Raw genomic sequence first — 25,332 nt, 5'->3', positions numbered from 1 at the left:
CTGGATCATGGGCGAGGGCAATCAAAAAGGTCTTTGCCAAACCCAGGCTTCAGAACCGCACGACCGAACCACCAGCAGAGATAATAGATGACATCAATTGATCGACGAAAGTTTTTGGCCGCAGGCAGCGTCTCGCTCGGTGCCCTGGGTATCGCGGCTGCCATGCCAGCTTGGGCGCGCGGAGCGATGGGGGGAACTCTTGCGCGTCGCGGTAGCGATGTCCTGTCGGGAGAACATCTAAGCCTGACAGTGGCCGACGCCGTTTTCGAGACGGGGGCTCGTCGTGGTCCCGCCGTCACCGTCAATGGGACGATCCCGGGACCGTTGTTACGGCTGAGAGAGGGACAGAACCTTGTCGTCGATTTGCTCAACAACAGCTCGGAAGATACCTCGGTCCATTGGCATGGCATGTTGGTTCCATTCCTTATGGACGGTGTTCCGGGCGTATCGATGGCTGGCCTCAAGCCGGGCGAACGATTCCGCTACGACTTCCCGATCCGGCAGGCGGGGACCTACTGGTGGCACGCGCACACGTTGCAGGAGCCAATGGGACATTACGGCCCCATCATCATCGATCCGTCCGAGCCGGAGCCTTTCCCCTATGATCGCGACTATGTCCTCATGCTCTCGGACTGGTCACCGATGAACCCGCACACGATCATGAAAAAGCTCAAGGTGGCCGACGCCTATTTCAACTACAACAAAACCACTGCGACCGACGATTATCCGCTGAGCGGTGCGGCGCGCAGGATGTGGGCGCGCATGCGGATGATGCCGACCGACATCTCTGATGTGACCGGGTCGACCTACAGCTTTCTCGTCAACGGATATGGTCCCGACGACGGGCTGGAATTTTCCTATCGTCCGGGTGAACGAATCCGCCTCAGAATCATCAACGGCGCCGCGATGACATATTTCAATGTGCGGATTCCCGGACTGCCGATGACAGTTGTCGCCGCAGACGGGCAGAATGTCCGCCCCTTCGAGGTTGACGAGTTCCAGATTGGCAACGCGGAAACGTACGATGTCATCATCGAGCCGAGAGATGGCGATGCTTTTGCTTTTATCGCCGAAGCGATGGATCGCACCGGGATGGGGCTGGCCATGTTCGCGGCCCGACCGGGCGCGCGCGCTTCCGTCCCTGACCTGCGCGCGCCGCCGCTGCTGACAATGGCCGATATGGGCATGAGCGGCATGGAACCTGGCTCGATGGACCATGAAGGCGTGGGAGACGCGCAGTCTGCGCCAATGGGTGCGATGGCGATGGACGGAACGAGCATGCGCGACACATCGAAGTTGCCACCGGACGTAAAGGTCGGTCCGGGGCTCGACATGGTGGCAATGAATCCGGTCGACCGCATGGGCTATCCCGGTACCGGGCTCGATGAGGTCTCCCACCGCGTGCTGACGTACAAGGACCTGGTGGCGGCCAAACCGAACAGGGATCAGCGCCGGCCCTCGCGCTCGGTCGAGATTCATCTGACCGGTAACATGGAGCGCTACATGTGGTCGTTTGACGGAAAGAAGTTTTCTGCCGTCACCGATGACCCCATTCGCTTCGCGTTCAACGAACGCGTCCGTGTGCGTCTGGTGAACGATACGATGATGGCGCATCCCATTCATCTGCACGGCCACTTCTTCGAACTGGTGAATGGCCACGACGGTTTTCAGCCCCTCAAGCATACGCTTACGGTCCAGCCAGGAAGCAGTGCAACTTTTGATCTGACTGCCGATGAGCCTGGCGACTGGGCATTCCATTGCCACCTGATCTACCACATGCACAACGGCATGTTTCAGGTCGTCACCGTCCGCCCCCTGAACGGGGAGGTTGGGCAATGAGGACTGGAGCGTTCATTCTTCTGCTGGCTTCGGCTGCTCCTGCATACGCACAAGACCATGCGGCGCACCAACCCCACGAAGTGCAAGCAGCTGCACCAGATAAGGCGCCGCCGCAGTCGGCGCATCCCGAGCAGGAAAGCGAAATCCAGGCAGCCACAGCGCTGCCGCCGATGGATCACGGGTCGATGGATCATCAGCAGCCAGGCGAGCCGGGAGGAATGGATTCCGGCGCCGTTGGCCACGATCCTGCGGGAGCCATGGAGATGGACGACGGCGCCATAGATCACTCGGCTCATGGCGCGATGGATAAAGTTGCGGTAATCCCGGAAGCTCCGCCGCCGCCGGAGGCATATTCTGGCCCTGCCTATGCGGCCGATGCCTTCGTCGGTCCCCGAATCATGGCAGCTTCGCGCGCAGCAGTGGCACGCGTGGTCAGCGGCCTGCCCGTCTTCTGGTTCATGGCTGACCGGGCGGAATATCGCGTGCGCCAGGGCAAAGATGGATATTTGTGGGATGTTCAAGGCTATTACGGCGGCGATATCGACAAGTTCTGGTTCAAGAGCGAAGGTGAGGGCGTTTTCAGCGAGAATCCGGAATCAGCTGAAGTGCAGGCGCTCTGGAGCCACGCAATTGGCCCCTGGTGGGATATGCAAGCCGGTATCCGGCAAGATCTGGCCGGTCCCGACCGGACGCATGCAGTCGTTGGCGTCCAGGGGCTTGCCCCCTACCTTTTCGAAGTCGATGCGGCCGCCTTCGTTTCCAACAAGGGTGATGTCACCGCGCGGATCGAGGGCGAACTTGACCAGCGTATCACCCAGCGGCTGATCCTGCAGCCGCGCGCGGAGATAGGCCTTTCGGCACAGGACATTCCAGAGCTCGGGATAGGCGCCGGCGTCGACCGGATCGAGGCCGGCTTGCGCTTGCGATACGAGTTCGTGCGCGAATTTGCACCCTATGTCGGGATCGATCAGGAGTGGCGGCTTGGCCAAAGCGCCGATTATGCCAGGGCTGCCGGAGAGGATCCGAGCGTGACCAGTTTCGTCGTTGGCGTGCGTCTATGGTTCTGACACGCAAGCCTCAGCTGGGAAACGAATATTGTCGAGTATGAGCCGGATCGTCAATTGCAGTGGCGGCCGCGGCCAGTCCTTCGGCCGAGCACAGCTTATTAGGCGATCGGAAGAAATTTTGTACTGAGCGTGGAGAGTATCCACCCGTTCGCAAACAGAATGAAAGGCGCAGATTATGGTCGGGCCCTCCTCTGCCTCATCCTTGCGAACTCTCGATGATATCTCCTTTGGCGGCAAGACCGCGATCGTCAGGGTCGACCTCAATGTGCCCGTCGAAGACGGGGTCGTGGCCGACGCCACCCGGATCGAGCGCATTATCCCTACGCTTCGCGAACTGATCGCGAAGGACGCGAAAGTTGTCCTCCTTTCTCACCTGGGTCGTCCGAAGGGAAAGGTGGTTGCCGATATGAGTCTCGAGCCCGTCGCGGGCGCGCTGGAGAAAGCGATGGGCAGGCCGGTTCGTTTCGTCGCGACGAACTGGCGCGATGGCCATGCGAGAGAGGCCGTCAAAGCCGCGGCGCCGGGCGATCTACTGCTCATGGAAAACACGCGGTTCCATCCGGGTGAGGAGACCAACGATCCAGAGCTGGTCGCGCAGTTCGCAAACCTGGGCGACATATACGTAAACGACGCATTTTCCTCAGCGCATCGTGCTCATGCATCGACGGAGGGCATCGCGCACGTGCTGCCGGCGGTGGCAGGGCGCGCTCTGCAGGCTGAGATCGAGTCGCTGAGCCTGGCTCTCGAAAACCCGGATCGCCCGGTGTTCGCGCTTGTCGGCGGAGCCAAGGTTTCCACCAAGCTCGATCTCCTCGTCAATTTGGTCGCCAAGATGCAGGCCATCGGCATTGGGGGTACGATGGCCAACACGTTTCTGGCTGCCCAGGACCGGCCAATAGGCAGATCGATGGCCGAACGCGAAATGCTGGACAATGCCCGTGAGGTTATCCACCGTGCTAACGAGGCCGGTTGCACGATTTTCCTGCCGATCGACGTGGTCGTAGCCACCGAGTTTAGCGCCGGCGCCGTCTCGCGTACGGTTTCGGTTGAGCGGGTCGGCGCAGACGAAATGATCCTCGATGTCGGTCCCGCGACAGTAGCGCTTCTTGAGAAGGCGCTGAAGCACATGCGGACCGTCGTCTGGAATGGTCCGGTTGGAGCGTTCGAGGTTCCGCCTTTCGACCAGGGAACGGTAGCCCTTGCCGGGGCGATCGCCGATTTGGCAGATGCTGGGCGCCTCCGAGCAGTCGCGGGCGGGGGTGACACGGCCGCAGCGCTCAACCACGCGGGCGTTGCCGACCGGTTCAGTTACGTGTCGAGCGCAGGCGGGGCGTTCCTCGAATGGCTAGAGGGCAAGGCGCTGCCCGGCGTCGTGGCGCTCCGAAGATGAAGGTGAAATCATATGCGCACAGAACCATGTATGACCTCTTTCCTCGCACCTCTAGGCTTCTAGCGCCTCGCGCGCACGCTTGAGCACCTTCATCTCCTTAACCTGCTCGTTCCTGAGCTTTCGGACCGCGTTGGCAGTGTCTGTAGGAACGCCGGGTCGCTTCAGCAGGACATTAGACATTTCTATCGCGCCGCGATGATGTTCGATCATCTTCCTCAACCAGACCCTGGACAAACCGGGACCGAAAACGCCTGTGGTTGCATCGTGCATTTTCTGTATCGGCCGCAGATAGACCAGCGCGCTCTCGAGATCTGTGGGGCCGTCGCGTAGCAGCTTCTCGAGCTCTCGGACCGCGCGTTCCTGCGCTCGCACCGTGTGCATTGCCAGAGTCCGGATTTGAGGAGATGGATTTTCCTGAAGAAGCATCCGCGACAGTGCCGCTCCGCCCTCGTGGTGCGCAATCATCATTCTTACCCAATTGCCGCCCGAGCTCGTTCCGATGGCGGCTCTCATGCTGTCGTACATGGCGGTTTCGGCCCGGAAGAATGGCCCAAGATCATGTGAAATGGCCTCGGAGGGATCGCCGCCGTTCTGGGCCCCCGTGCGGTCACAAGCCGATATTATCATCAAGAAGCAAGTTGCCGTGATCTGCCGTGCGTCCAGTCGTTTCTTCATATCCGCCGATCTGAGGATTGCACTGGCATATATTCTTATCACCCCGAATGTTGGTTCGTCACACGTCTGCGTACCTCCAATGAGCTGGCACTATCAGCATCTTGGATAGTGAGTGTCTTGGGCTGACGGGCGGAAAGGTCGCTCCAGGTTCATCGGAGGTTTCGTGTCGATGGAGGAAATCGCCTCCTGCCATCCCTGCCAAAAGTCGAATGACACCTTCACGATTTCTGGACCTGGGACGGGAGATTGCGAGCAACAGGACGCTTCTGAAGCCTTGTCCGGACAGGCGGCTGCGGAGCAACCATGCCGATGATGAGCTTTTCCGTCGGCTTGAACCTTTTCAGTGCGATGGTCGGATAGTCCTTGGATTTGCCGTGGGACAGGGACAAGGTACACCGGACTTTAATGTAGATCGCTACATCGGGAGGGAATTCATGGTCGGCGGAAGCCATCCTGCATCAGCAGCTTCAGGATCGGATATTCTTGCGCTGATTGGCGATGGTGTCGTCAGCACAGACGGAAGCGGACGCATCCTGCTTTTCAACCGTGCAGCTGAAGAGATTTTCGGCTACGAGGCTGACGAGATACTTGGCGAAACGGTCGAGATCCTTCTTCCTCGTCGCTTTCGTGCGAGACATGTCAGCGACGTGAAGGCGTTCGAGGCGGATTCGGAGGCGACCCGCCGCATCATGGGGCATCGCAGGGAAGTGCTCGGGCAACGCAAGAATGGCGAAGAATTCCCCGTCGAAGCCACGCTATCCCGGCATGTGCTCAGTGGGAACACCACCCTCACGGTCGTGATCCGAGACGTCTCGGAGCGCAGGCATCTTGAGCAGCAACTCGAAACGCGTAACCGCGAGCTTGCAGCGAACGAAAGCCGCCTGCGCCTGGCGCTTGAGGGCGGGCGCATGGGTACGTGGGAGTGGGACCTCCAGAACAATGAACTCGTGGGCGACGACGCCTTGCGGCACCTATGGGGGTTGAGCGAACAGGAACGGCTCAATGTCGATGATGCTTTTGCGAGGGTTCACCCGGAGGATCTACCCGGGCTGCGCCGGGTGCTCGATAACGCCATTGCCAGGACCGAAGAGTTTGCAGGTGAATTCCGGACTCGCGATCGGGAGGGATCATCCCGCTGGGTAGCCGCGCGGGGCACGGTCTTGCGCGGAGGGGCAGGAGAAGCCAAGACCCTTGTTGGCGTCTCCTTCGATGTGAGCGAGCGGCGTGAGCTTGACGAACAGCGACGCCTGCTCGCCGCCGAGCTGAATCACCGCATGAAGAACATGATGGCGTTGGTTCAATCCGTCGTGAGTCTTTCCTCCCGTGGCAGCCAATCCGTGGACGCTTACAAGCAGGCGCTGCAGGGGAGACTTGGCGCGGTCGCCAAGAGCCTGCACCTGACGCAAGGCGGCGAGAGCGGCACCACTCTGCTTGATCAGCTCCTTCGCGAGTTGGAGCCTTTCCGGAACGCGCACGGCACCAACATCGTGCTCGCAGGCCCAACTGTCCCACTTGATGCGAAGACAGGTCTTTCAGTCGGGTTGGTTCTCCACGAATTGGCTACCAATGCTGCGAAATACGGGGCCCTGAGCCTGGCGACAGGGACCGTCTCGGTAGAATGGGCCCTTGAGGACAGTGATCGAGGCTGTTGGCTGACGCTGGAATGGAGAGAGAGCGGCGGACCGCCCGTATCTCCGCCAACGCACCGCGGTTTTGGCAGTACCCTGATCGAGACAACGCTTACGCGATCTTTGCGCGGGAAAGTTGAAATAGACTATCTTCGCCAAGGATTGCTCTGCCGTATGGCCTTGCCGCTCGAGAACAAGGAGGAGCGGCCGAGCCTCTGATTTGGCCATTTCCAAAATATCTGATCAGCGGCAAACTTATTAGCAGGAAGGAACGCTGCCTCCCGAGCAATCGGTTGGTGCCTTTCGCGCCGCGTTTCCGCGACTCGTCGGTTGAAGCCCGATGAGCCGCCGTGTCGTTTTACCGGCGCGGCGGCTCTGATCGGTTTGTTAATGATGCGTCATTTCGCCCTGCTGAGCCGCCATCTGCTCCATCATGTCATGCATCATCGCCATGCGTTCCTGACAAGTGCGCATCATGGCGGCATGATCGCCTTTCATCATGCTTGCCATGTGTTCCTGCATTTTCTGCTGGTGCTCGGCCATCAGCCGCTGGCGCTCGGCCGGGTCGGTGGCATTGCGCGCCTTTTGCATCAGCGCGCGCATTTCCTCCATCTTCTGATGGTGCTCTTGCATCGCTTGAGACCCCATCATCATGCCGGCCTTGTGGTCCGGTTCACCAGCCTGAGCGGTTGTAGCGCCGTGCTGATGTTCAGCCTGCTGTGCAATGGCGGGCGACGAAGCAAGCGCGGCGGCAAGTGCGGTTGTAGAAAGTGTCCGTTTCATCATTATTTCCTCTTCGTTCCAGGGGGTCGATCGTGAATCTTCTTTACATAGGCATTCTCCTTGGAACATTTCTCAGGGGGTAAACAGGCCTATCGAGCCATTGTCAGAGCGCCGCTATCACCGCTTTCAATTTATCCCTCACATCCGTAGCGACCTCTGCTAGCGCCTCGTTTTCGACCCCTTGCATCGAGGCGACCGGATCGACCGCAGCGACTTCGAACACTTCGGCAGCAACCTGCTGGATAATGACGTTGCAGGGCAGCATGGTTCCGATCTTGTCCTCGGCCTGCAATGCCTTGTGCGCCAGGCTTGGATTGCATGCGCCCAGAATACGGTAAGGCCGGAAGTCCGCGCCGATCTTTTCCTTTAGAGTTGCCTGCAGGTTGATCTCAGTGAGAATGCCGAACCCATGTTCTTGCAGCGCGGCCTTCACGCGCTCGTGCGCGGCTTCGATGTCTCCTGCTTCGATGGTCTTGGCAAAATAATAGCTCACGTTCGTTTCTCCTGTGTTGTTGCGGGCCGACCTAGGTGCCGAATAGTGCCGGATCATGCCGATGGAGGTGGTCATGCACGTGCGGCGCACAGAGCGATGCGTCACCCGGTCCGACGTCGCGGCGCCGGCAACAGGCGACGGTTCGGCCAGGTCGGCCAATCGGGGCGGCAAGGTTCGGGCAAGAGGGCAACTTGCTGAGAGGTTTGCCGGAGCAACCGCAAACTGCTACGAGCCCCGCACCAGGCTGGCTCGGTGCGCCCAGTTCGAAATCGCAGGTCATTCCGGTTGATCATCACGCTTAGCCGCCTTCAGCCCGATCATCACCACGCTGTGGGTAATGGCAAGCGACCTGACGGACTTCGCCCGCGCCCAGAGGGTAGCTTTTGCCGCCAATCACAAGCCGGCTCGGTCCATCCCAGCTCTCGGATGCAGACACGGTGATGCGGCCGCCTTTGATCTCGACATCGAGCCATTGACCGCGGTGGCGAATGCGAAAGCTCAGACCTTGCAGCTCGTGCGGAAGGCAAGGGTCGAGCCGCAGCGTGTCATCGCGAATTTCCAGTCCGGTCTGCCCGCGCTGGATTAGATCAACCGTGCCGGCCATGGCACCAAGATGAATGCCCTCTGGGGTCGTACCTCCCTGAACATCGGCAATGTCACTCTCCAGCGCGTCTTTCAGCTGCATCCAGGATTCCGCTCGGTCCGATCGAGCCAGAACCCAGGAATGCACAATCCCGCTCAGCGTCGAGCCGTTGGAGGTTCGTCGCAGATAATAATCGACAGTTCGCGGGATCAGCTCTTTCTCAAAGCTATAGCCAAGATGGCTAAACAGATGTCCCAGTTCGTCGGACGAAAAGAGATAAAACAGCATCAGCACGTCGGCCTGCTTCGATGCCTTGTAGCGATTGACGGTGTCTCCCTCGGCCTCAAGGATGCGATCGAGCCGGCGAATGTCTCCGTACCTCTCTCGGTAAGCCTCCCACTCGAACTCCAGCAGCCTTTCATAACCTTCGAACTGGCTGATCACTCCTTCGTGGAACGGTACCATCAGCTTGCGGCCGATCTCATCCCAGGCGGCGAGGTCATCCGCGCTGAGGCCGAGTGATTCGTCGAGTTCGGTTCGCCGTTCAGCATCGAGGTGATTGCGGGCCTCTAATGCGCGACCGAGGACCCACGCTGCCATGACATTGGTGTAGGCGTTGTTGTCGAGCCCGGGTGTATCCGACCACGGATAGCGGTCGTGGAATTCGTCCGGGCCCATTACGCTGCGGATTTCGTATCGGCCGCGAATTGGGTTGAAGACTGCAATGCTCGCCCAGAATCGAGCGATCTCGAATAGCATTTCCGCGCCGTAAAACGACAGGAACTCGTTATCTCCCGTCGCCTGGTAATAACGCCAGACATTGTACGCGATGGCGGCATTGACGTGATGTTGCAGGTGCGAGTTGTCGGGCAGCCAGCGGCCGGATTTGGGGTTGAGATGGAGCGTCTGCGTCTCCTCCCGCCCGTCGCTGCCGCTCTGCCACGGGTACATAGCGCCCCGGTATCCGCTCTCGCTCGCCAGCCATCGTGCCATAGGTAGCCTGCGGTGACGGTAGCACAGCAGCGCACGCGTGATCTCGGGGATGCGCAGGTTGAAGAACGGGAAAATGAAGAGCTCGTCCCAGAATATATGACCGCGATATGCCTCGCCATGAAGCCCGCGCGCGGGCACACCGGCGTCGAGATCGACGCTGTGCGGTGAAACGGTCTGCAACAAATGGAAGATGTGCAGCCGCAGGATCATCTGCGTGCGCTGTGCTCCCTCCATAACGATGTCGCAGCGGCGCCACAGATGCGACCAGGCGCGGGTGTGATCCTCGAGCAGCGCCGCAAAGCGGCCCGACTTGCGCAGCGTGTTCCGTGCCGCCTGCTCGGGACTCGAAATAGCCCGGTCACGCGAGGTGTGTAGCGCGACGATCTTTTCAATCGTGACGGGGCTTCCTTCCGCCACCTCGAACGAGAGCGCGTGAGCGGCATAACCGTGATCCTGCCGGAACTGGCGCTCGCTCTTTATTCTTTCGTTGTTGCTGTAAGCGTGAGTTTGGGCCGCCTCGGCGATCCGGATACGCGACTGGCTGGTCTCAGCGACGAGAAGAAGACCATCCTCACCGAATTCCTCGGCGATCAATGGGATGAGGTGCTTGCCATCGAGCTGGCGGTAGCGCGTAACGCCGCTGTTGGTCACTCGTCCGTCGAGGGCGGACAGCACTTCGATGCCCCCCGACCAGTTGTCTGGTGCAAGCGTCCATTCTATCGCGGCAAGGTGGGGCGAACCCATGTGGACGAGACGGCGGGCGGTGAGACGCGTTTCCCTCCCTTCGCGGTCGCGCACGCGCATTGTGCGCCGGAGCACGCCTTGCTTGAGGTCCAGCTCCTGGCGGTAGGAGAGGACCCGGGTGCTGGGCAGATTGAGCCACTCGCCGCCCTCCGGCCGGAAGGTGAGCGGGAGCCAGTTCGGCAGGTTGACGAGATCCTCATTTTCGACCGGCCGCCCGGCAATGTCCGTCACCAGACGATTGTATCCGCCCGCCAGGTACATGCCGGGATAGTGGGTTTCGTCTGCATCGCTCTCTTCCGCGGCGCCGCGGGTCGCGAAATAGCCGTTGCCGAGCGCGCACAGAGCCTCGCGCAACGCTTCCTGATCCGGGTCGAAGCCGTCATAGGCAAGGGTCCAGCTAGCCACGACGCGCCAGCTTTCGAGAGAGGGAGCCCAGAAACTGCTCGACCGCCTGGGTGTCCGACAATTTATACTGCGCTAAGGTGTGGCGGGCAGCGTTCGTCACCAGGATGCCGATCCCCCGACCTGACAGTGCGGCAAACGCGTCTTCGTCCGTATCGTCATCGCCGATATAGAGCGGCACGACGTCTTCTGCTTCGAGATCAAGCGCGGACAGTAGCCAGAGAACGGCCTTCCCCTTGTCCCAGTCCATATCCGGACGCAGCTCGAAAACCTTCTTGCCGGTCGTCTGCCTCAGGCCATGGCGTTCAGCCGCCGTCTCCGCGGCGCGTTTGATTCGCGTGATTTGCCTTCGCGCCACCAGACGGTAGTGGACAGCGATGGCGAACTTCTTGCGTTCGAGCAGAACGCCTTCGATGTCGCCAATCTCGGCCTGGAGCAGTGCTTCGGCACGGTCCAGCGCCGAAAGAAAGGTGGAAGCGCCTTCATGCTCCTCATGCAAGCCATCGGGACCTGCGATGTCGAAGCCATGACTTCCAGCATAGACGAGACCGTCAAGGCCGACCAGACGAGCCACGACCGCGCGGTCACGCCCGCTGACGATGGCGACATGACAGTGCGAGGCAAGATCCGCGAGGATCCCCCGCATTTCGGCGGACAGGACGGCAAGTTCTGGCCGGGCGACGATCGGCGTCAGCGTCCCATCGTAGTCGAGAAAAACGGCCGGACGCTTCTTGGAAAATAGTGCGCATATGCCGGCCGTACAGGAGAGGGCGTCGGGCAGCAGATCGGCGGTCTGATGGCTCTGGATCGGAGAAATCGGGCGAAGCTCCAGTTCGGCAAGATCCTCAACCACGATATCGGCACCATTTGCTTTCATGGCAGCCGCAACGCCGGTCCGGTCGATACCGATCACGAGTCCGAAGCCGCCCGCCCTGCCGGCCGCTACACCGGCAATGGCATCTTCTATGACAGCCGAGTGCTGCGGGGGCGTTTCCAGGCGCCGCGCTGCTTCGAGAAAGGTATCTGGCCGCGGCTTTCCTGCCAGCGAAAGCCGTTCGGCTTCCAGGCCGTCGATCCGCACATCGAAAATCCCTTTCAGACCGGCTGCATCGAGGACAGCCGATGCGTTCTTGCTTGAGGAGACGAGAGCGGTTTTCACGCCTTGACGGCGAAGCTCTCGGATGAAGGCAACGCTGGTTTCGAAGACTTCTACGCCGCTGTCTGCGAGCTGCTCCTGGAAGAAACGATTCTTGCGGTTGCCGAGACCACAGATCGTCTCCCGATCAGGCGGATCGGCAGGATCGCCATAGGGCAGGCTGATCTTGCGGGATTGGAGGAAGCTGCGCACTCCCTCGTATCGGGGCATGCCATCGATGAAGCGTCGGTAGTCTTCTTCTTCGAACGCGCGATATGGCTTGCCGCGCCGGTTTGTACGCTGGGCAAGGTATACGTCGAACAATTGCTTCCATGCGGCCGCATGCAGCTGCGCCGTATTGGTGACCACGCCGTCAAGGTCAAAGATGAAGGCCGCGTAGCCCTCTTCATGCGGTTCGGCCGGACCAGGGCTCATCGCTTTGCTGTGTCTCCGTTCTGCGGCGGTCCACCGATGACCGGCATCAGCGCTCTGCCCTACTTCGAGTGATGAAGCTTCTTTTCTCCCTGCGGGCGCACAAGAGAGGCTCCCAAGAAGAAGGACTACCATTAGACGAACGCGCTGCTGGCGCATTACACCGGTGCGCGCGCCGCTCGCTCATGCGGTGGTCCTCCGGACGGGCAAGTTTGCGGCATGGGCCGGGGAGACGACCGACGTATCGGCGCGGCTTTTCACCTGTCGGCGGTTCTCGAAAGGACCATGGGAGCGGCCCGCGCGTAACAAATCGGCATAAGCAACGTCTGTCGCACGATGTCCGGCTCGAGATCACAGAATACTTGCTACGCTGCCCTTGGCGGGCGGGGCTGCCCGGTTGCTGTCCCTCGGCCGGCACCGTGTCCAGGAAAGCCGGGAGGAACTGGCGAATGAAGACGATTGTCACATTGACTCTGAACCCGTCGATCGACGGCTCCGCCGAGGCGGACATCGTGCGACCGGTTCACAAGATTCGAACGTCCGATGAACGCTATGATCCTGGTGGGGGCGGGATCAATGTGGCTCGGGTCATCAGGGAGCTGGGTGGCCCTGTACTTGCGATGTATCTGGCCGGCGGCGCGACCGGCGGTGTGCTCGACGACCTTCTCGATACCGCATTGATCGCACACCGTCGTGTACCGATCGCGGACCATACCCGCATCAGTCACGCAGTCTTTGAACGTTCGAGCGGCGAGGAGTATCGCTTCGTGCCCGCGGGTCCGCTCGTGATGGAGTGGGAATGGCGCGCAATCCTGGAGGCCCTCGAAGATATCGATTGCGAGTACCTCGTCGCCAGCGGCAGCTTGCCGCGTGCTGTTCCCGACGATTTCTATGAGACCGTAGCGGCCCTGGCGCACCGCAGGGGAATTCGACTGGTTCTCGATACGTCGGGAAGCGCGCTTCGTGCCGGGCTTGTTCGCGGCGTCCACCTGGTGAAGCCCAGCCTTGGCGAACTTGAGGCGCTGGCCGGACGCAGGCTCGCCGACGGCGCGGCACAAGAGGCGGCGGCCAGAGAGCTCATTGATGCTGGTTCGGCAGAGATGGTGGCGCTGACGCTTGGGCGCGACGGTGCGTTGCTCGTGACCGCTCAAGCCGCGATACGCCAGCCGGCGCTCGATGTGGTCGCAAAGAGCGCGGTCGGCGCTGGCGACAGCTTCGTCGCGGCGATGACACTCGCTTTGGCGCAGGGCCGTGATGAGCAAGATGCTTTCGCCTACGGCATGGCGGCAGGCGCTGCCGCCGTGTTGTCGCCTGGCACTGGCCTGTGTCGCCGCGAAGATGTCGAGCGGCTATATGGTGAACTGACCAGGCAAATCGCGCCTCGGCCGTGAGCGCACCGGAAAATCGAACAACGGGAACGGACAAACCAATCATTGCCGCTCGTTTGAGCGAACCCTGATGGGTGCCCGGTCGCCTTAGATGCGCGGCGTTGACATAGCTCAATGCCGGCCGAGGCATTCGCGTGTCAGGTGCCCCAGATGGCGACCGGGCCATCGGATATGTCGGTGCCGCTTCAGTGAGAAAAGCTTCTGCAAGAAACCCCAATCGTGCTGCAAGCTTGCGCCGCTTGGTTCTCTGCCTGTTGCTGGCGCTCGGCCTGAACTTTCTTCATCTCGATGCGGCCGTGTTCGCGGCTCCGGTCGCGACATCCACGTCGCAAGTAGCCGAACTGGAAGAGCATTGCACGACCGGCGCACTTCACAAACAGTCCCCTGCAACCGCTGACCATTGCCGCTCGTCGATCTGCTGCGCGGTTCTGCCCGGTAGCAACTTGTCTCGTCGCGCCGCACCGACAGCCGGAGCATGGTCGATTGGGCCAGCGGACACTTTTGATCCTGCACTCCTCGAAAGAGAAATCCCACCGCCCCGACTGGCCGCGTAAATCCGGCTTTTCGCGGTGGGTATGCGCGGGTCCTTTGCGATCCGACCCCCCCCCCTTTTTGGTTTCCTCGGCATGGAGGCATTACTATGCCAACCTTAACACATAACGGGTCATCCCGACCCTCGTCTGCACGCGGCGAGGACGCCGTCATCCAACGACTGACCGAATGCCGCGCCGAATTCATGCGGTACTTCCAACGGCGACTGAGCCGTTCCGAGGAAGCGGAGGATGCGTTTCAGGATTTCTGCGTCAAAGTCCTTCGGGCCGCCTGGGAACCGCAGGACAACGGGAAGGTGGACGCCTGGCTCCGACGCGTCCTGCGCAATTCGCTTATTGACCATTATCGGCGGCGCGCGGCGCGGCAGCGGGGCAGGGATGCCTATGAAGCCGAGCCCCGGGAAATGGCGGATACTCCCGAAACGGACTATGATGAAAATCCATGCACTTGCGTTCAGGACGCCTTGCCGGCGCTTCGCTCGGATTACGCCGAAATCATCCGGCGCGTCGATCTCGAAGAAGAACCGCGAGAAACTATTGCGGCTGATCTCGGGCTCACGCCCAACAATATCGGAGTACGCCTGCACAGGGCGCGTCGGGCGATGAAGGATCAGATCGAAAAGCGCTGTTCCACCTGCCATTTCAGGAGCTCTGGCGACTGCGATTGCAGTCCCGTAACGCACGAGGCGCAGCGGAACAGCGAACACGATGGTCTGAAAGGAGCTGCCATCGCGGCATCCTTCTTCTGAATTGCGCGCCACCTGTTGTTCATTGTGCGAGACAGGAGAGGATTGGCGGCATGGCACGCCCTGGCTGGGCCAGGAAGGAGTGGAGTGATCTTTTGAATATCAAACGCCCACGCATCGTCAGAAGAGCAGTCAATCACATTGGGATTCTAGCCAAGATCACTTCGCCCAATGGATCAGACTGCTCCTCTGGCAAGCGCCGGTTCTCCTGATGGAGGGGTGATCCCGGCAAGACGCGGTATCAGTGCGGGCGAAGGCGTTTTGGCAATGTCGAGGGCATTCCGGTCGTGCGGCTTGGATCGCGCGCCTGCTGTTCCTTGTGCACCGAAAGCGAGAATGCACTGCTTCTGCCACCAGCGAGCCCGAGGACGGTCCGATCGGTTGCGCCATGGCGCTGGGGCGAGACTTCGCAGCACCGATCGAATTTGCAGGTCCGCGGCTCAAGGGCCGCAGGGATGCGGCAGGTATATTCGTCGAAGCGCAGGTCCCTCAAAGGTCAGACAACGCAAGTTTTCGCTTTCGCTAAGGCGCACTTGCATCAAGCGAGGTCTGAAAAGCCTTTGTAGGCAGGCTTGGCTGTAACAACCGCTAAGCCACTGCGTCGATAATGGCTGGAGACCCACATTGACCCATGACGACCCATTGCCGGATGATGATCCCGACACCGCCGCCCGGGCAGCGGATGCTGCAGTTCGCCGCGCGCTCGTCGAAGGGCACCGGCAGATTCTAGGTTTTCTTCGCCGGCGACTGGGCAGCGGGGAGGAGGCCGAGGAGGTCCTGCAGATGTTCATGCTGCGCGCTGTCGAGCGGTCTGCTGACCTGCGCGATGTGCGCAGCGTTCGTGGCTGGCTCAGCCGTATTCTCGCCACGACAATCGTTGATCACCAGCGTCGAGCCGGCAAACGGCGTAAACGGGAGGAAATCGTGGATCCCGTCGATCTCGAGCAACTGTCGATCGAACCGGATGACGAGCTCGAAGAGGCGATCTGCAATTGTCTTTACAAGCTCTTGCCGACTCTCAAGCCGGAATATGCCGAGGTGATCTGGCGCATAGACTTGCTAGAAGAACCACGGGACCGGGTGGCGGCGAGCCTTGGTGTCAGTTTGAACAATATCACCGTCAGGCTGCATCGCGGTCGTCAGGCGCTCAAGAAGCGGCTGGAAGAAATGTGCATGACCTGTCCGGTTCATGGTTTCCTCGACTGTCGATGTGACGAGGCAGAGCGATGGCGCCGCCGCCGCGAGCAACTGGGCGGGCGCGCCGAGATATAGTGGCCGCACCGTCAAATCGACCTGGTCGGAGTTCGGGTGCCTTTCCGCTGACCTGACGGCCCGGCAGTTTAGAAGCCTTCGTTGAGGTCCTCAAGCGCAGGCAGGTTGGAGAGATGGACGACGCCAGCTTCGCGAAGCTCTATGAACCCGTCCTTTTTCAGTTGGGTGAAGGTACGGCTTACGGTTTCTACCGTGAGACCGAGATAGTCGGCGATATCGGTGCGGGTCATGGGCAGTATGACAGGATCAGCCGTTCCTCCGGACCGCGCGGCGCGGCGGGATAGCATGAGGAGGAATGTGGAGACCCGTTCGCGCGCGGTCTTGCGGCCGAGCAGCACCATATGGTCCTGTGCGGCCGCAAGTTCGTTGGATGCTATCCCGAGAAGCCGCCGCTCGATGCCCGGAAAGTCCGTCAGCATGGCAGCGAACTGCTTGCGGGGGAATCGGCAACATCGCACCCGCGTGACTGCCTCTGCACTGCAGCCGTATCTTTCCAGGAAAGAGAGCCCGAGGAAGTCACCGGCAAACAGAAAACCGGTAATCTGTTGCCGGCCATCGGGTAACAGCTTGTAGACTTTTACCGTACCGTCGGTGACATTGAAAAGGTGGTCTGCCGGGTCGCCTTCGGTCACGAAAATCTGATGCCGAGCAATGTCCTGCACGCTGGTAATCGCGGCAAGTCGGTCAAGATCGCAATCGTCGATCGCATCGCATACACTGAGGACGCGCGCGGCACATGCAGCGCAGGGTTCCGGCAAGAGCTCCTTTCCGGACGAGAGTGACTGTACTTGCTGTGCGCATGCGCTCTTCATGGACTTCCTTCGTCCACCAATTTGTAGCTTAACAATTGAGACACATCAAGGAACTCCGCGATCCCCGCATTATCAACTGCTGCGGTGATGGAGTTGTGAATGACGCACGAGATGAATTTCGGGAATCCGATCAGCGTCGCCCCGCTCCGGAGCACGCAAATCGGCCAGGCGTTTCCTCTTGTCCGAGAAGTCGCACCCATTTTGATGTTCGAGCAATGGATCCGGATTGCCAGTCCCCTGACATTGGAAGATAAATTCGACAGACGCGGAATTCTCGCAGCGACAGTCGCTTCTGGCCACCTTTATGGGCTGTGCCTGTACCGAGTCGAACCACTTAAGAGTCCCAAGCCCCTTGTAGCACATTATCTCGCCACGTTCGGCATCGGTCAGCAGGCGCCGGTCGCCCGGTCTCTGGTCGCTGCCATTGACAGCCTCGCGTTCCGACTTGGCTGCGAGATCATACAGACCAGCGTTGCCTCATCACAGCGGAGCGTTCGCGCCTGTCTCGAGGCGGCCGGTCATCGTATCCGTCAGGTGGAATTTTCCAAGTATATTGGAGACGCGGAGGATAACCAAATGCCGGCACGATACACCGATCTATCATGGCTCGAACAGTGGCACCGGGGCGACGATATTTCCTCCGCGGCAAAGCGAGGATAAGCGCGGTCCTCACTCGCCGCTCCTGACCTTTCGCTAAGGCGCCTCTGTAACAATGCCGGTGCTCGCGCGTCTCTCTCGAGGTCAGCCCGCCGGTTTTGATGGCGACCCGGCCAGGCGGTTTTTCCAGAGAGGAGGTTGGCATGAGGATGGAATGGCTGCGGCGCGTTGCACGCATGCATGCGATAGCTCTCGGTGGACGCGCGCGGCAAGGGGACGCGCGGCGTTTCCCTGCCGTACGAGTTCTTACAGCCCGGAAAGCGCGACTCGGCAATTGCGACCAGAGGCAATCCATTCTTGGTCCGCGCTCATCGCCCCGCGACTGCGACATCAGGCCTCGCATTGATCCTGTCGGAGGCACCGGATACCAGGGTCGACTCTACGAGACTGCCGCCGCCGGCAACCGTCCGTCCGCGCGATTTCCCAGGGGCCAGTGGCCGGCGCGCGGGCACTTCTCGAAAGCCGCGCTATGAGCGCGAGAGTCCGATTGCGGGCATCATGATCGGTCGGCTTCTCCACATTGGCGCACGGGCTATAGGTCTGCTCGGCCTCGCTGCGTATGAGCGATTGCGCCGCACACCGCCCGATCGCTCTTGCTTACCACGCCGCGCCCGCATTTCGCTTGAACGGCTCGGTCCGACATTCGTCGAGCTCGGGCAGACATTGAGCTTGCGCCGGGATTTGTTGTCCGAGCGGTGGCTCGATGAACTGGGGCGGCTGCAGGATAATGTCGAGCCTTTTCCAGGTGCTGAGGCGCAACAGGCGGTCGAGGAAGCCTTTGGCCAGTCGACCGAGCAACTCTTTGCGACTTTCGAGACCAAACCTTTGGCGGCCGCGTCCATTGCGCAGGTCCACCGCGCCCGTCTGCACAACGGGCGCGCGGTCATCGTCAAGATTCGCCGGCCCGCAATCCGCGCCCGCATCGACCGCGACATGCGTGCGCTGGTCGCTACCACCCGGTTACTCATAATCATTGCCCCCCGACTTGAACGCCTTCAACCGCTGCGTCTCGTCGACGAAATATGGGCTAATCTGCGCAAGGAAACCGATTTCCGGCAAGAGGCACGCAACATCCGCCGTTTCAACGAAGCCTTTCGCGACTGGCCGTCGCTCTTTATCCCCAATGTAATTGACGACCTTCAAACCGAGACCGTTCTGGTCCAGGAAATGAGCGGTGGGACGGGGATTGCCGACCCTTCGGTTGATGGCCCTCGCCTGGCGGAAGTACTTGTCGACGCCTATCTTAACCAGTTCTTCGTCATCGGGCTCTTCCACGGCGATCCACACCCCGGCAATTTATTCGTCACGCCTGATGGAAGACTGTGCTTCCACGACTTTGGTCTGACAGGATATCTCGATAACCGTACACGCCGCGCGCTCGCGTTTTTCCTTCAGGCCTTCGTAAGTGGCGACCCGCTGTGGATGCTGGATTCAGCGATCGACCTGGGGCTGCTCCATCAGGTCGATGACCGATCCGCGTTTATCAGGGGCATCGACGAAATACTCGCCGACTATGCGTCACTGCCATTGAAAGACTGGTCGCTTGCCGAGGCGGTCCTGCGGGTTGCGCATCTGGGTCCTGACGACAAGGTTATGTTGCCGCAAAACCTCGTGGTTCTGATGCGGACCCTATTCCTCATCGAGAGCGCTCTGCGTACGCTCGATCCGGACCTCAAAATCCTCGATACGCTGCTGGCGCGCGGTCGCGACGTGATGAAACGCCTCCTGAGTGATGAGACGGGCAATGGTGGCCGCGCTCGTTTGAAGGCAGAAGCCGCGCTGGCAGCCCATGACTTGCCCGGCGTGCTCGCGGCCTTTCTCCGGCGCCTGCAGAGCGATGGCTTCCACCCCGCCATAATTGTCCGGCACGAGGGACTGGAAACCATCGAAGCTCACCTCGACAGGACCGGCAACCGGCTCGCCTTGGCGCTCGTGACCCTGGGCCTCTACATCGCGGCGTCCCTTTTGATGCTGCACAGCGCCGGGCCACGGGTGCTGGGCAACGTCCCGCTGCTCGCGCTCCTCGGCTATTTATTGGCGTTGGGGTTATCATTCCGACTGGTCGGGGCGGTCGGGCGGTCAGGCCGGCTATAGAAGGATTGACCGATGGACAGCCAGCGAGAATCAATCAACCTGAGGAGAATGACGTGAATGGAAATCGAAAGATCCGCGTAGCCGTCAACGGTTATGGTGTCATCGGCAAACGGGTGGCCGACGCGGTTGCCCGGCAGGACGATATGGAACTCGCAGGGGTTTCCGACATCAACGCCGACTGGCGCTCACGCATGGTGACGCAAAAGGGCTATCGGCTATTTGGTGCGGCGAAAGAACAGGCCGACCTCATGCGTGAAGCCGGACTCGATGTGAGCGGAACGCTTGAGGATCTGCTCGCAGCAGCCGACCTGGTCGTCGATTGCACGCCGAAGCACGTAGCGGCCAAGAATGTCGAAATCTACCGGCAGGTGGGTATCAAATTCATCGTTCAGGGCGGCGAGAAGCATACGGTCACCGGGCATTCGTTCGTGGCCGAGTCGAGTTACGTGGGCGCGCTCGATCGGGAGAGCACCCGCGTTGTTTCCTGCAACACGACCTCGATTGTCCGGACGTTGAGCGCGCTGAAAAATGCCGGCCTGCTCCGCCGGGCCCGGGGTACGTTGCTGCGCCGCGCCACCGACCCGTGGGAGAGTCATCTCGGCGGAATCATGAATACGCTGGTTCCCGAACCCGAAATTCCTAGCCATCAGGGGCCTGATGCCAAGAGCGTCGATTCCGAGCTCGATGTCGTCACGATGGCGGTAAAGGTGCCCCAAACCCTGGCGCACCTGCACTACTGGGCGGTGCAACTGACCCGCCCGGCGGAAAAGGAAGAGGTACTCGAGGCTTTTCGTTCGTCAAGCCGCATCGCGCTCATCCGCATGGCAGATGGACTGACGGCCATCAACACCGTGAAGGAGCTGATGGCGGATCTCGGCCGGCCCCATGACAACCTCTACGAAGTAGCCCTGTGGTCGGACATGCTGAAGGTGGAAGGGGATGAACTCTTCTACGGCTACATGGTCGATAACCAGGCGATCGTCATTCCTGAAACGATCGACGCAATAAGGGCTCTGGTCGGGCAAATTCGTGATCCGAATGAGTCCATAGCCAGGACCAATACCGCGCTTGGTATCGGGACCATCGCTAAAGCTCTGGGAGATCAATGATGAAGATGAAACACATTATGACACCCTCGGTCATTTCGGTTACGCCTGAGACACCGATCCCGGAGGTTGCCCGGCTCCTTCTTGAGCGGCATATCAGTGCCGTGCCGGTGATCGATACGAACGGCGAGCTCAGGGGCATTGTTAGCGAAGGGGACCTACTGCGCAGGACCGAGGACGGTAGCCATCCGCACGGTTCCTGGTGGTTGAGACATTTCTCCAAAAGGGGGGCAAGCGCGGCGGATTATGTGAAGGCACGCGGGCGTTTCGCCGCAGACGTGATGACGCCCGGAGTAGTTACCGTCACGGAGGATTCCCTGAGCAGCGAAGTGGCACACCTGCTGGAAACCCAGAGGATCAAGCGTGTTCCGGTCATGCGCGAGGACAAAGTAGTCGGCATTGTCAGTCGCGCCGATCTTATACGCGGTCTGGCCGCGGGCAAAGACATGGCGTCTCCCTCCGTGTCAGTCGCAGACGAGACAATCCGCGAACAGCTTCTCAAGGAACTCGAGCAAGCGGACTGGGCCCCGTCCTACGGTATCAGCGTGATTGTCGCAGACGGGACCGTGCGTATCTGGGGCCTTGTGGATTCGCAGGATCAAGTGGACGCGCTCCGGGTCGCAGCCGAGAATGTCCCGGGCGTAAAGGGTCTGGAACTGAACGTCGAATCAATGCCTCCCTATGCCTGGGGGGCTTATGGCTGGGTCGCCTGAAGCCTCTGCCTGAACACTACGCGGGCAAGGGCAAAAATGGTGGATCGCTCCATTGGGGCAGCGGTTCATGCCGGATGCCCTTAACGCGCACCATCGCAGGGGGTTGATCAGGGATATCTGAGCCCGGTGCCGACACTAGCGTTATGCCGTGATGCTAGGTCCCGGAGCATGACCGAAGCGAGCAAAAGTTTGATGTTCCGACGGCGGTGTTCGCCGGCCCGAATCCATCCGGGCGCCGATCAGGGGCGCGGTAAGGGCCCGTAGCGGACTTGGCTGCTGGCTCTGTGCACTGGAGAAGGTCTGAACTTTACCGTTCCCCAACCAGATTACGCGGCTCGCCGCGCCCGAACGCCTCGATATTCTCCACGGTGGTTTCGATGATCCGCCGAACGGCGCTTTGCGTATTATAGGCATTATGGGGCGTCACAATCACGTTCGGGAACCGCAGCAAGACGTGATTGGCGACGAGCGCCTTGAGGTCGTAGCCATCGCTCGACGCTCCCCGAAAAATCTGCGCCTCCTCGCGCACGAGAGGCTCCTGTGGCAATACGTCAAGTCCCGCCGCCCGAACCTTGCCGTCCGCCAGAGCTCGTACCAGCGCAGGCACATCGACAACGTTGCCCCGCGCAGTGTTGATCAGGAGTGCGCCGGGCTTCATCAGGTCGAATTCACGGTCGGAAATTAGACTCGCGGTTCCCGGCGTTGCCGGTACGTGGAGCGTGATTACATCCGCATCTGCGAGAACTTCATCTAAATCGGCATAGCGAAACCCGAATTGTGTTGCCGCGTCTTCATCCGGATAGAGATCGTAGGCCACAACATCCATGCCGAATCCGCCAGCGATCTCGATCGCGCGGCGGCCTATTCGTCCGGTTCCGATGACGCCGAGCGTCTTGCCGCGCAGTTCGAAACCGCGCAGCCCGGCTTGCGAGAAGTCACCGCGGCGTGTGCGCTCCACCGCCTCGACCAGATTGCGGGCGACGGCCAGGAGCAGGGCGAAGGCATGCTCCGCCACGGTCGAATCGCCATAATCGGGTACGTTCGCCACCGCGACGCCGTGCGCCTTGCACCAGTCCAAATCGACATGATCGTATCCGGTAGACCGGGTTGCGATCAGCTTTAGACGCGGGAACTGAACCAGCACGTCGGCACCGAGCTGCGAGTTCACGAAGGTGCTTACAATTTCTGCGGAAGCGTAGGGCGCGGCCGTTTGTGGGTCGAGGCGCTCGCGGGTGCATTCGATCTCATGCTCGGGTTCAAGCCTCAGACAGGCCTGGTGTTCCCACTCTTCCGTCTCGAACACGACGACCTTCATCGAGAAGTGTCCGGCTCGGAGGTTGTTCGCGCCGGCGCGGCCTTCAGACTCTGCTCGACTTGGGCAACGTTGCGAAGCGTAGAGACGAAGCTGTCCGGGTTGAGCGAGATCGAATTGATGCCTTCTTCAACCAGAAACGCGGCGTATTCGGGATAGTTGCTGGGGGCCTGGCCGCAGATCCCGATCTTGATGCCGGCGGCGTGCGCCTGGACGATCGCTGCGCGAATCGCACGCTTTACCGCTTCATTGCGCTCATCGAACAGGGGGGCGAGATCGCCCGAATCCCGATCGACCCCGAGCACGAGCTGCGTGAGGTCGTTGGAACCAATCGAAAAGCCGTCGAAGCGCTGCGCGAACTCTTCGGCAAGGAAGACGTTGGCGGGAATCTCGCACATCATGTAGACCTCGAGGCCGTCCCGGCCGCGCTCGAGTCCGTTCTCTTTCATCACGGCAAGCACGCGATCAGCCTCCTCGAGCGTGCGGCAGAATGGCACCATGACGATCACGTTCTCCAGACCGATCCTTTCGCGCACCGTCTTCAGCGCACGGCATTCCAGTGCAAAACCCTCGCGATAGCGCGCGTCGTAGTAGCGCGAAGCACCGCGCCATCCGAGCATCGGATTCTCCTCTTCCGGTTCGAAAACGCTGCCGCCGAGGAGGTGGGCATATTCATTGGATTTGAAGTCGCTCAAGCGAACGATCACGGGGTGCGGGTGGTAGGGCGCTGCGAGCTTGGCAATTCCCAGCGCGAGCGTCTCGACGAAGAAGTCCACTGGGTCATCGTAGCCGCGCGTGCGCTGGCGGATCTCTCGCCGCGCCGCTGGATCGGCCACGCGGTCGGGATGGATCAGCGCCATCGGATGGATCTTGATCAGATTGTTGATGATGAACTCCATCCGCGCAAGGCCAACTCCTCGCGCAGGCAGGCGCCACCAGCGGAAGGCGGCGGCAGGGCTGGCGATGTTCACCATCATCGCGATTCGGGTTTCGGGCAGGTCGGAAACATCCACCTGCGATGACTCGAATTCCAGGGTGCCTTCGTATACAACGCCCCGATCACCTTCAGCGCAGGAAAGGGTGATTTCCTGCCCGTCAAGCAGCAGTTCGGTGCCGTGGCCCGTGCCGACGATGGCGGGCACTCCCAGTTCGCGGCTGACGATGGCGGCGTGGCTGGTCGTGCCGCCATGATCGGTGATGATTCCGGCGGCCTTCTTCATGATCGGGACCCAGTCGGGGTCCGTCATGCCGGTCACGAGGATGGCTCCGTCGCGGAAGGTGTCGATGTCGGCGGCGCTGCGAATGGCACATACTTGACCCGAGGCAATCGCTTCGCCGATCGCCGAGCCGGTGATGATCGGCTTTCCCTTCGTCTTCAGGCGGTAGCTCTTGATTTGGCCGGTTTGCCGGGACGACTGCACCGTCTCGGGCCGCGCCTGGACCATGTAGAGTTCGCCGGTCTCTCCGTCCTTGGCCCATTCCATGTCCATCGGCCGGCCGTAGTGGTCCTCGATCGTTGCGGCCCAGCGGCCGAGCTCCAGAATTTCCGCTTCGCTGAGAACGAAGGCCTGGCGCTCCTTCTGGGTGGTTGCAACTGTCGTGGTGCGCTCGCTCCCGCCGGTCGCGTAGATCATCTTGGTCTCTTTGGCGCCGAGCGTCTTCTCGATGATCGGGGTGTAGCGCCGGTCGTCGAGTAAGGGCTTGAAGACGAGATATTTGTCGGGATCGACCGCGCCCTGCACGACGGTTTCGCCGAGACCCCATGCGGCGCTGATCACGGCGACGCCGGGAAATCCGGTTTCCGTATCGATCGAAAACATGACTCCCGAACCTGCCAGGTCGGAGCGTACCATCCGCTGGACGCCGATCGACAGCGCGACTTCCAGATGATCGAACCCCTGGGTTTCGCGGTAGCTGATCGCCCGGTCGGTAAACAGCGAGGCGTAGCACCGCCGGCAGGCGTCGAGCAGCGTGCGCTCACCGCGCACATTGAGAAAGGTTTCCTGCTGACCGGCAAAGCTCGCCTGGGGCAAGTCTTCGGCAGTCGCGCTGGAGCGCACAGCAACACTGATCTCATCCTGGCCGCTGCGGCGGGAAAGCTCGCGATAGGCGTCCCGGATTTCCGTGGCGATCGCCTCCGGGAATTCTCCGTCGAGAAACAGTCGGCGGATCGTTTCGCCTGTTTCATGCAACGAGGCGTTTTCACTCTTCAATGCCGCAATGCTGGCGCGTAGCTCCGGCTCGATTTCGTTGGCAGCCACATATTCGCGAAAGGCCGCGGCGGTCGTCGCGAAGCCGCCCGGCACACGCACGCCCTTCTCCTTGAGTGTGCGTACCATCTCACCAAGCGAGGCGTTCTTGCCGCCGACGATGGGAACGTCGCCCACGTTCAGGGACTCAAACCAGGCTATGCGTTTTTCCGTCATCGCTGCGCTCCTTGTGCACTCACGGCTGATATAAATCCTATTGCCGACTACCTGCCGCGAAGCGATTTCCGACAGCGAACCAGGGACCGCT

The 25,332-nt window shown here is 60.7% G+C and carries 19 protein-coding genes; 11 read left to right on the top strand and 8 right to left on the bottom strand.

Annotated elements, in window-relative coordinates; genetic code table 11:
• The first annotated feature begins 87 nt into the window (after positions 1–87).
• The 3 genes from Q9K01_RS12740 (at position 88) to Q9K01_RS12730 (ending at position 4,296) form a co-directional block, all read left to right on the top strand.
• The gene (locus tag Q9K01_RS12740) at positions 88–1,839 is read left to right on the top strand and encodes a copper resistance system multicopper oxidase (protein ID WP_185885789.1); all 1,752 of its coding nucleotides are present in this window, start codon (positions 88–90) and stop codon (positions 1,837–1,839) included.
• Complete coding sequence (locus Q9K01_RS12735) at positions 1,836–2,906, top strand: copper resistance protein B (protein WP_185885790.1); 1,071 nt, start codon at positions 1,836–1,838, stop codon at positions 2,904–2,906. Before Q9K01_RS12740 ends, Q9K01_RS12735 begins: the two co-directional genes overlap by 4 nt.
• Before the next feature lie 175 nt (positions 2,907–3,081).
• Positions 3,082–4,296: a phosphoglycerate kinase gene (locus tag Q9K01_RS12730; protein ID WP_185885791.1), complete on the top strand. Its 1,215-nt coding sequence runs from the start codon at positions 3,082–3,084 to the stop codon at positions 4,294–4,296.
• Positions 4,297–4,347: 51 nt separating this feature from the next.
• On the opposite strand, the gene Q9K01_RS12725 is transcribed toward Q9K01_RS12730, so the two are convergent.
• Entirely contained in the window at positions 4,348–4,971 is a 624-nt protein-coding gene (locus Q9K01_RS12725; RefSeq protein WP_244982763.1) for a DUF305 domain-containing protein, read from the bottom strand.
• A 374-nt stretch (positions 4,972–5,345) separates the two neighbouring features.
• On the opposite strand from Q9K01_RS12725, the gene Q9K01_RS12720 reads away from it, so the two are divergent.
• On the top strand, positions 5,346–6,818 hold the full coding sequence (locus Q9K01_RS12720; RefSeq protein WP_185885792.1) for a PAS domain S-box protein: 1,473 nt from the start codon (positions 5,346–5,348) through the stop codon (positions 6,816–6,818).
• 168 nt (positions 6,819–6,986) lie between these two features.
• On the opposite strand, the gene Q9K01_RS12715 is transcribed toward Q9K01_RS12720, so the two are convergent.
• The 4 genes from Q9K01_RS12715 to otsB form a co-directional block, all read right to left on the bottom strand.
• Positions 6,987–7,385 (bottom strand): hypothetical protein, encoded by a 399-nt coding sequence (locus Q9K01_RS12715; RefSeq protein WP_305930562.1) that lies wholly within the window; start codon positions 7,383–7,385, stop codon positions 6,987–6,989.
• 100 nt (positions 7,386–7,485) lie between these two features.
• On the bottom strand, positions 7,486–8,034 hold the full coding sequence (locus tag Q9K01_RS12710) for a DUF302 domain-containing protein (RefSeq protein ID WP_305930561.1): 549 nt from the start codon (positions 8,032–8,034) through the stop codon (positions 7,486–7,488).
• Between the two features lie 139 nt (positions 8,035–8,173).
• Complete coding sequence (locus Q9K01_RS12705) at positions 8,174–10,600, bottom strand: glycoside hydrolase family 65 protein (RefSeq protein ID WP_305930560.1); 2,427 nt, start codon at positions 10,598–10,600, stop codon at positions 8,174–8,176.
• Complete coding sequence (gene otsB / locus Q9K01_RS12700) at positions 10,593–12,167, bottom strand: trehalose-phosphatase (protein WP_305930559.1); 1,575 nt, start codon at positions 12,165–12,167, stop codon at positions 10,593–10,595. Before otsB ends, Q9K01_RS12705 begins: the two co-directional genes overlap by 8 nt.
• A 446-nt stretch (positions 12,168–12,613) precedes the next feature.
• Here otsB and Q9K01_RS12695 point away from each other — a divergent pair, with 446 nt between their 5' ends.
• The 3 genes from Q9K01_RS12695 to Q9K01_RS12685 all read left to right on the top strand — a co-directional run bounded on the left by Q9K01_RS12695 (position 12,614) and on the right by Q9K01_RS12685 (position 16,121).
• Positions 12,614–13,555, top strand: coding sequence for a 1-phosphofructokinase family hexose kinase (locus Q9K01_RS12695; protein ID WP_185885796.1), 942 nt, complete (start codon positions 12,614–12,616; stop codon positions 13,553–13,555).
• 637 nt (positions 13,556–14,192) lie between these two features.
• A complete protein-coding gene (locus Q9K01_RS15480; RefSeq protein WP_157668321.1) occupies positions 14,193–14,852 on the top strand; it encodes an RNA polymerase sigma factor in 660 nt (219 codons plus the stop codon).
• Positions 14,853–15,473: 621 nt separating this feature from the next.
• The gene (locus Q9K01_RS12685) at positions 15,474–16,121 is read left to right on the top strand and encodes an RNA polymerase sigma factor (RefSeq protein ID WP_305930557.1); all 648 of its coding nucleotides are present in this window, start codon (positions 15,474–15,476) and stop codon (positions 16,119–16,121) included.
• A 68-nt stretch (positions 16,122–16,189) separates the two neighbouring features.
• Here the strand turns inward: Q9K01_RS12685 and Q9K01_RS12680 are convergent, their stop codons facing one another.
• On the bottom strand, positions 16,190–16,783 hold the full coding sequence (locus tag Q9K01_RS12680; protein ID WP_305930556.1) for a cyclic nucleotide-binding domain-containing protein: 594 nt from the start codon (positions 16,781–16,783) through the stop codon (positions 16,190–16,192).
• Between the two features lie 249 nt (positions 16,784–17,032).
• Here Q9K01_RS12680 and Q9K01_RS12675 point away from each other — a divergent pair, with 249 nt between their 5' ends.
• The 4 genes from Q9K01_RS12675 to Q9K01_RS12660 all read left to right on the top strand — a co-directional run bounded on the left by Q9K01_RS12675 (position 17,033) and on the right by Q9K01_RS12660 (position 21,503).
• On the top strand, positions 17,033–17,593 hold the full coding sequence (locus Q9K01_RS12675) for a hypothetical protein (protein WP_215227863.1): 561 nt from the start codon (positions 17,033–17,035) through the stop codon (positions 17,591–17,593).
• A 495-nt stretch (positions 17,594–18,088) separates the two neighbouring features.
• Positions 18,089–19,684: an ABC1 kinase family protein gene (locus tag Q9K01_RS12670; RefSeq protein WP_305930555.1), complete on the top strand. Its 1,596-nt coding sequence runs from the start codon at positions 18,089–18,091 to the stop codon at positions 19,682–19,684.
• Between the two features lie 5 nt (positions 19,685–19,689).
• Positions 19,690–20,793, top strand: coding sequence for a type II glyceraldehyde-3-phosphate dehydrogenase (locus Q9K01_RS12665; RefSeq protein WP_305930554.1), 1,104 nt, complete (start codon positions 19,690–19,692; stop codon positions 20,791–20,793).
• A complete protein-coding gene (locus Q9K01_RS12660; protein WP_305930553.1) occupies positions 20,790–21,503 on the top strand; it encodes a CBS domain-containing protein in 714 nt (237 codons plus the stop codon). Before Q9K01_RS12665 ends, Q9K01_RS12660 begins: the two co-directional genes overlap by 4 nt.
• 307 nt (positions 21,504–21,810) lie before the next feature.
• Here Q9K01_RS12660 and Q9K01_RS12655 read toward each other — a convergent pair whose 3' ends face one another.
• Both Q9K01_RS12655 and ppsA read right to left on the bottom strand, forming a co-directional pair.
• Entirely contained in the window at positions 21,811–22,818 is a 1,008-nt protein-coding gene (locus Q9K01_RS12655; RefSeq protein ID WP_185885801.1) for a hydroxyacid dehydrogenase, read from the bottom strand.
• On the bottom strand, positions 22,815–25,241 hold the full coding sequence (ppsA, locus tag Q9K01_RS12650) for a phosphoenolpyruvate synthase (RefSeq protein ID WP_185885802.1): 2,427 nt from the start codon (positions 25,239–25,241) through the stop codon (positions 22,815–22,817). The genes Q9K01_RS12655 and ppsA overlap by 4 nt, the downstream gene beginning before the upstream one ends.
• Positions 25,242–25,332 lie beyond the last annotated feature (91 nt).

The sequence above is a fragment of the Qipengyuania benthica genome, assembly GCF_030717865.1.
Taxonomy (GTDB): Bacteria; Pseudomonadota; Alphaproteobacteria; order Sphingomonadales; family Sphingomonadaceae; genus Qipengyuania; species Qipengyuania benthica.
The sequence above is the reverse complement of the archived record's forward strand: the minus strand, read 5'-3'. Positions and strand labels throughout refer to the sequence as shown.

Excerpts from the sequence above, each read along its gene's own strand:
- Q9K01_RS12740 (WP_185885789.1), top strand. The coding sequence starts at position 88 with ATGACATCAATTGATCGACGAAAGTTTTTGGCCGCAGGCAGCGTCTCG.
- Q9K01_RS12735 (WP_185885790.1), top strand. The coding sequence starts at position 1,836 with ATGAGGACTGGAGCGTTCATTCTTCTGCTGGCTTCGGCTGCTCCTGCA.
- Q9K01_RS12730 (WP_185885791.1), top strand. The coding sequence starts at position 3,082 with ATGGTCGGGCCCTCCTCTGCCTCATCCTTGCGAACTCTCGATGATATC.
- Q9K01_RS12725 (WP_244982763.1), bottom strand. The coding sequence starts at position 4,971 with ATGAAGAAACGACTGGACGCACGGCAGATCACGGCAACTTGCTTCTTG.
- Q9K01_RS12715 (WP_305930562.1), bottom strand. The coding sequence starts at position 7,385 with ATGATGAAACGGACACTTTCTACAACCGCACTTGCCGCCGCGCTTGCT.
- otsB (WP_305930559.1), bottom strand. The coding sequence starts at position 12,167 with ATGAGCCCTGGTCCGGCCGAACCGCATGAAGAGGGCTACGCGGCCTTC.
- Q9K01_RS12695 (WP_185885796.1), top strand. The coding sequence starts at position 12,614 with ATGAAGACGATTGTCACATTGACTCTGAACCCGTCGATCGACGGCTCC.
- Q9K01_RS15480 (WP_157668321.1), top strand. The coding sequence starts at position 14,193 with ATGCCAACCTTAACACATAACGGGTCATCCCGACCCTCGTCTGCACGC.
- Q9K01_RS12675 (WP_215227863.1), top strand. The coding sequence starts at position 17,033 with ATGACGCACGAGATGAATTTCGGGAATCCGATCAGCGTCGCCCCGCTC.
- Q9K01_RS12670 (WP_305930555.1), top strand. The coding sequence starts at position 18,089 with ATGATCGGTCGGCTTCTCCACATTGGCGCACGGGCTATAGGTCTGCTC.
- Q9K01_RS12660 (WP_305930553.1), top strand. The coding sequence starts at position 20,790 with ATGATGAAGATGAAACACATTATGACACCCTCGGTCATTTCGGTTACG.
- Q9K01_RS12655 (WP_185885801.1), bottom strand. The coding sequence starts at position 22,818 with ATGAAGGTCGTCGTGTTCGAGACGGAAGAGTGGGAACACCAGGCCTGT.
- ppsA (WP_185885802.1), bottom strand. The coding sequence starts at position 25,241 with ATGACGGAAAAACGCATAGCCTGGTTTGAGTCCCTGAACGTGGGCGAC.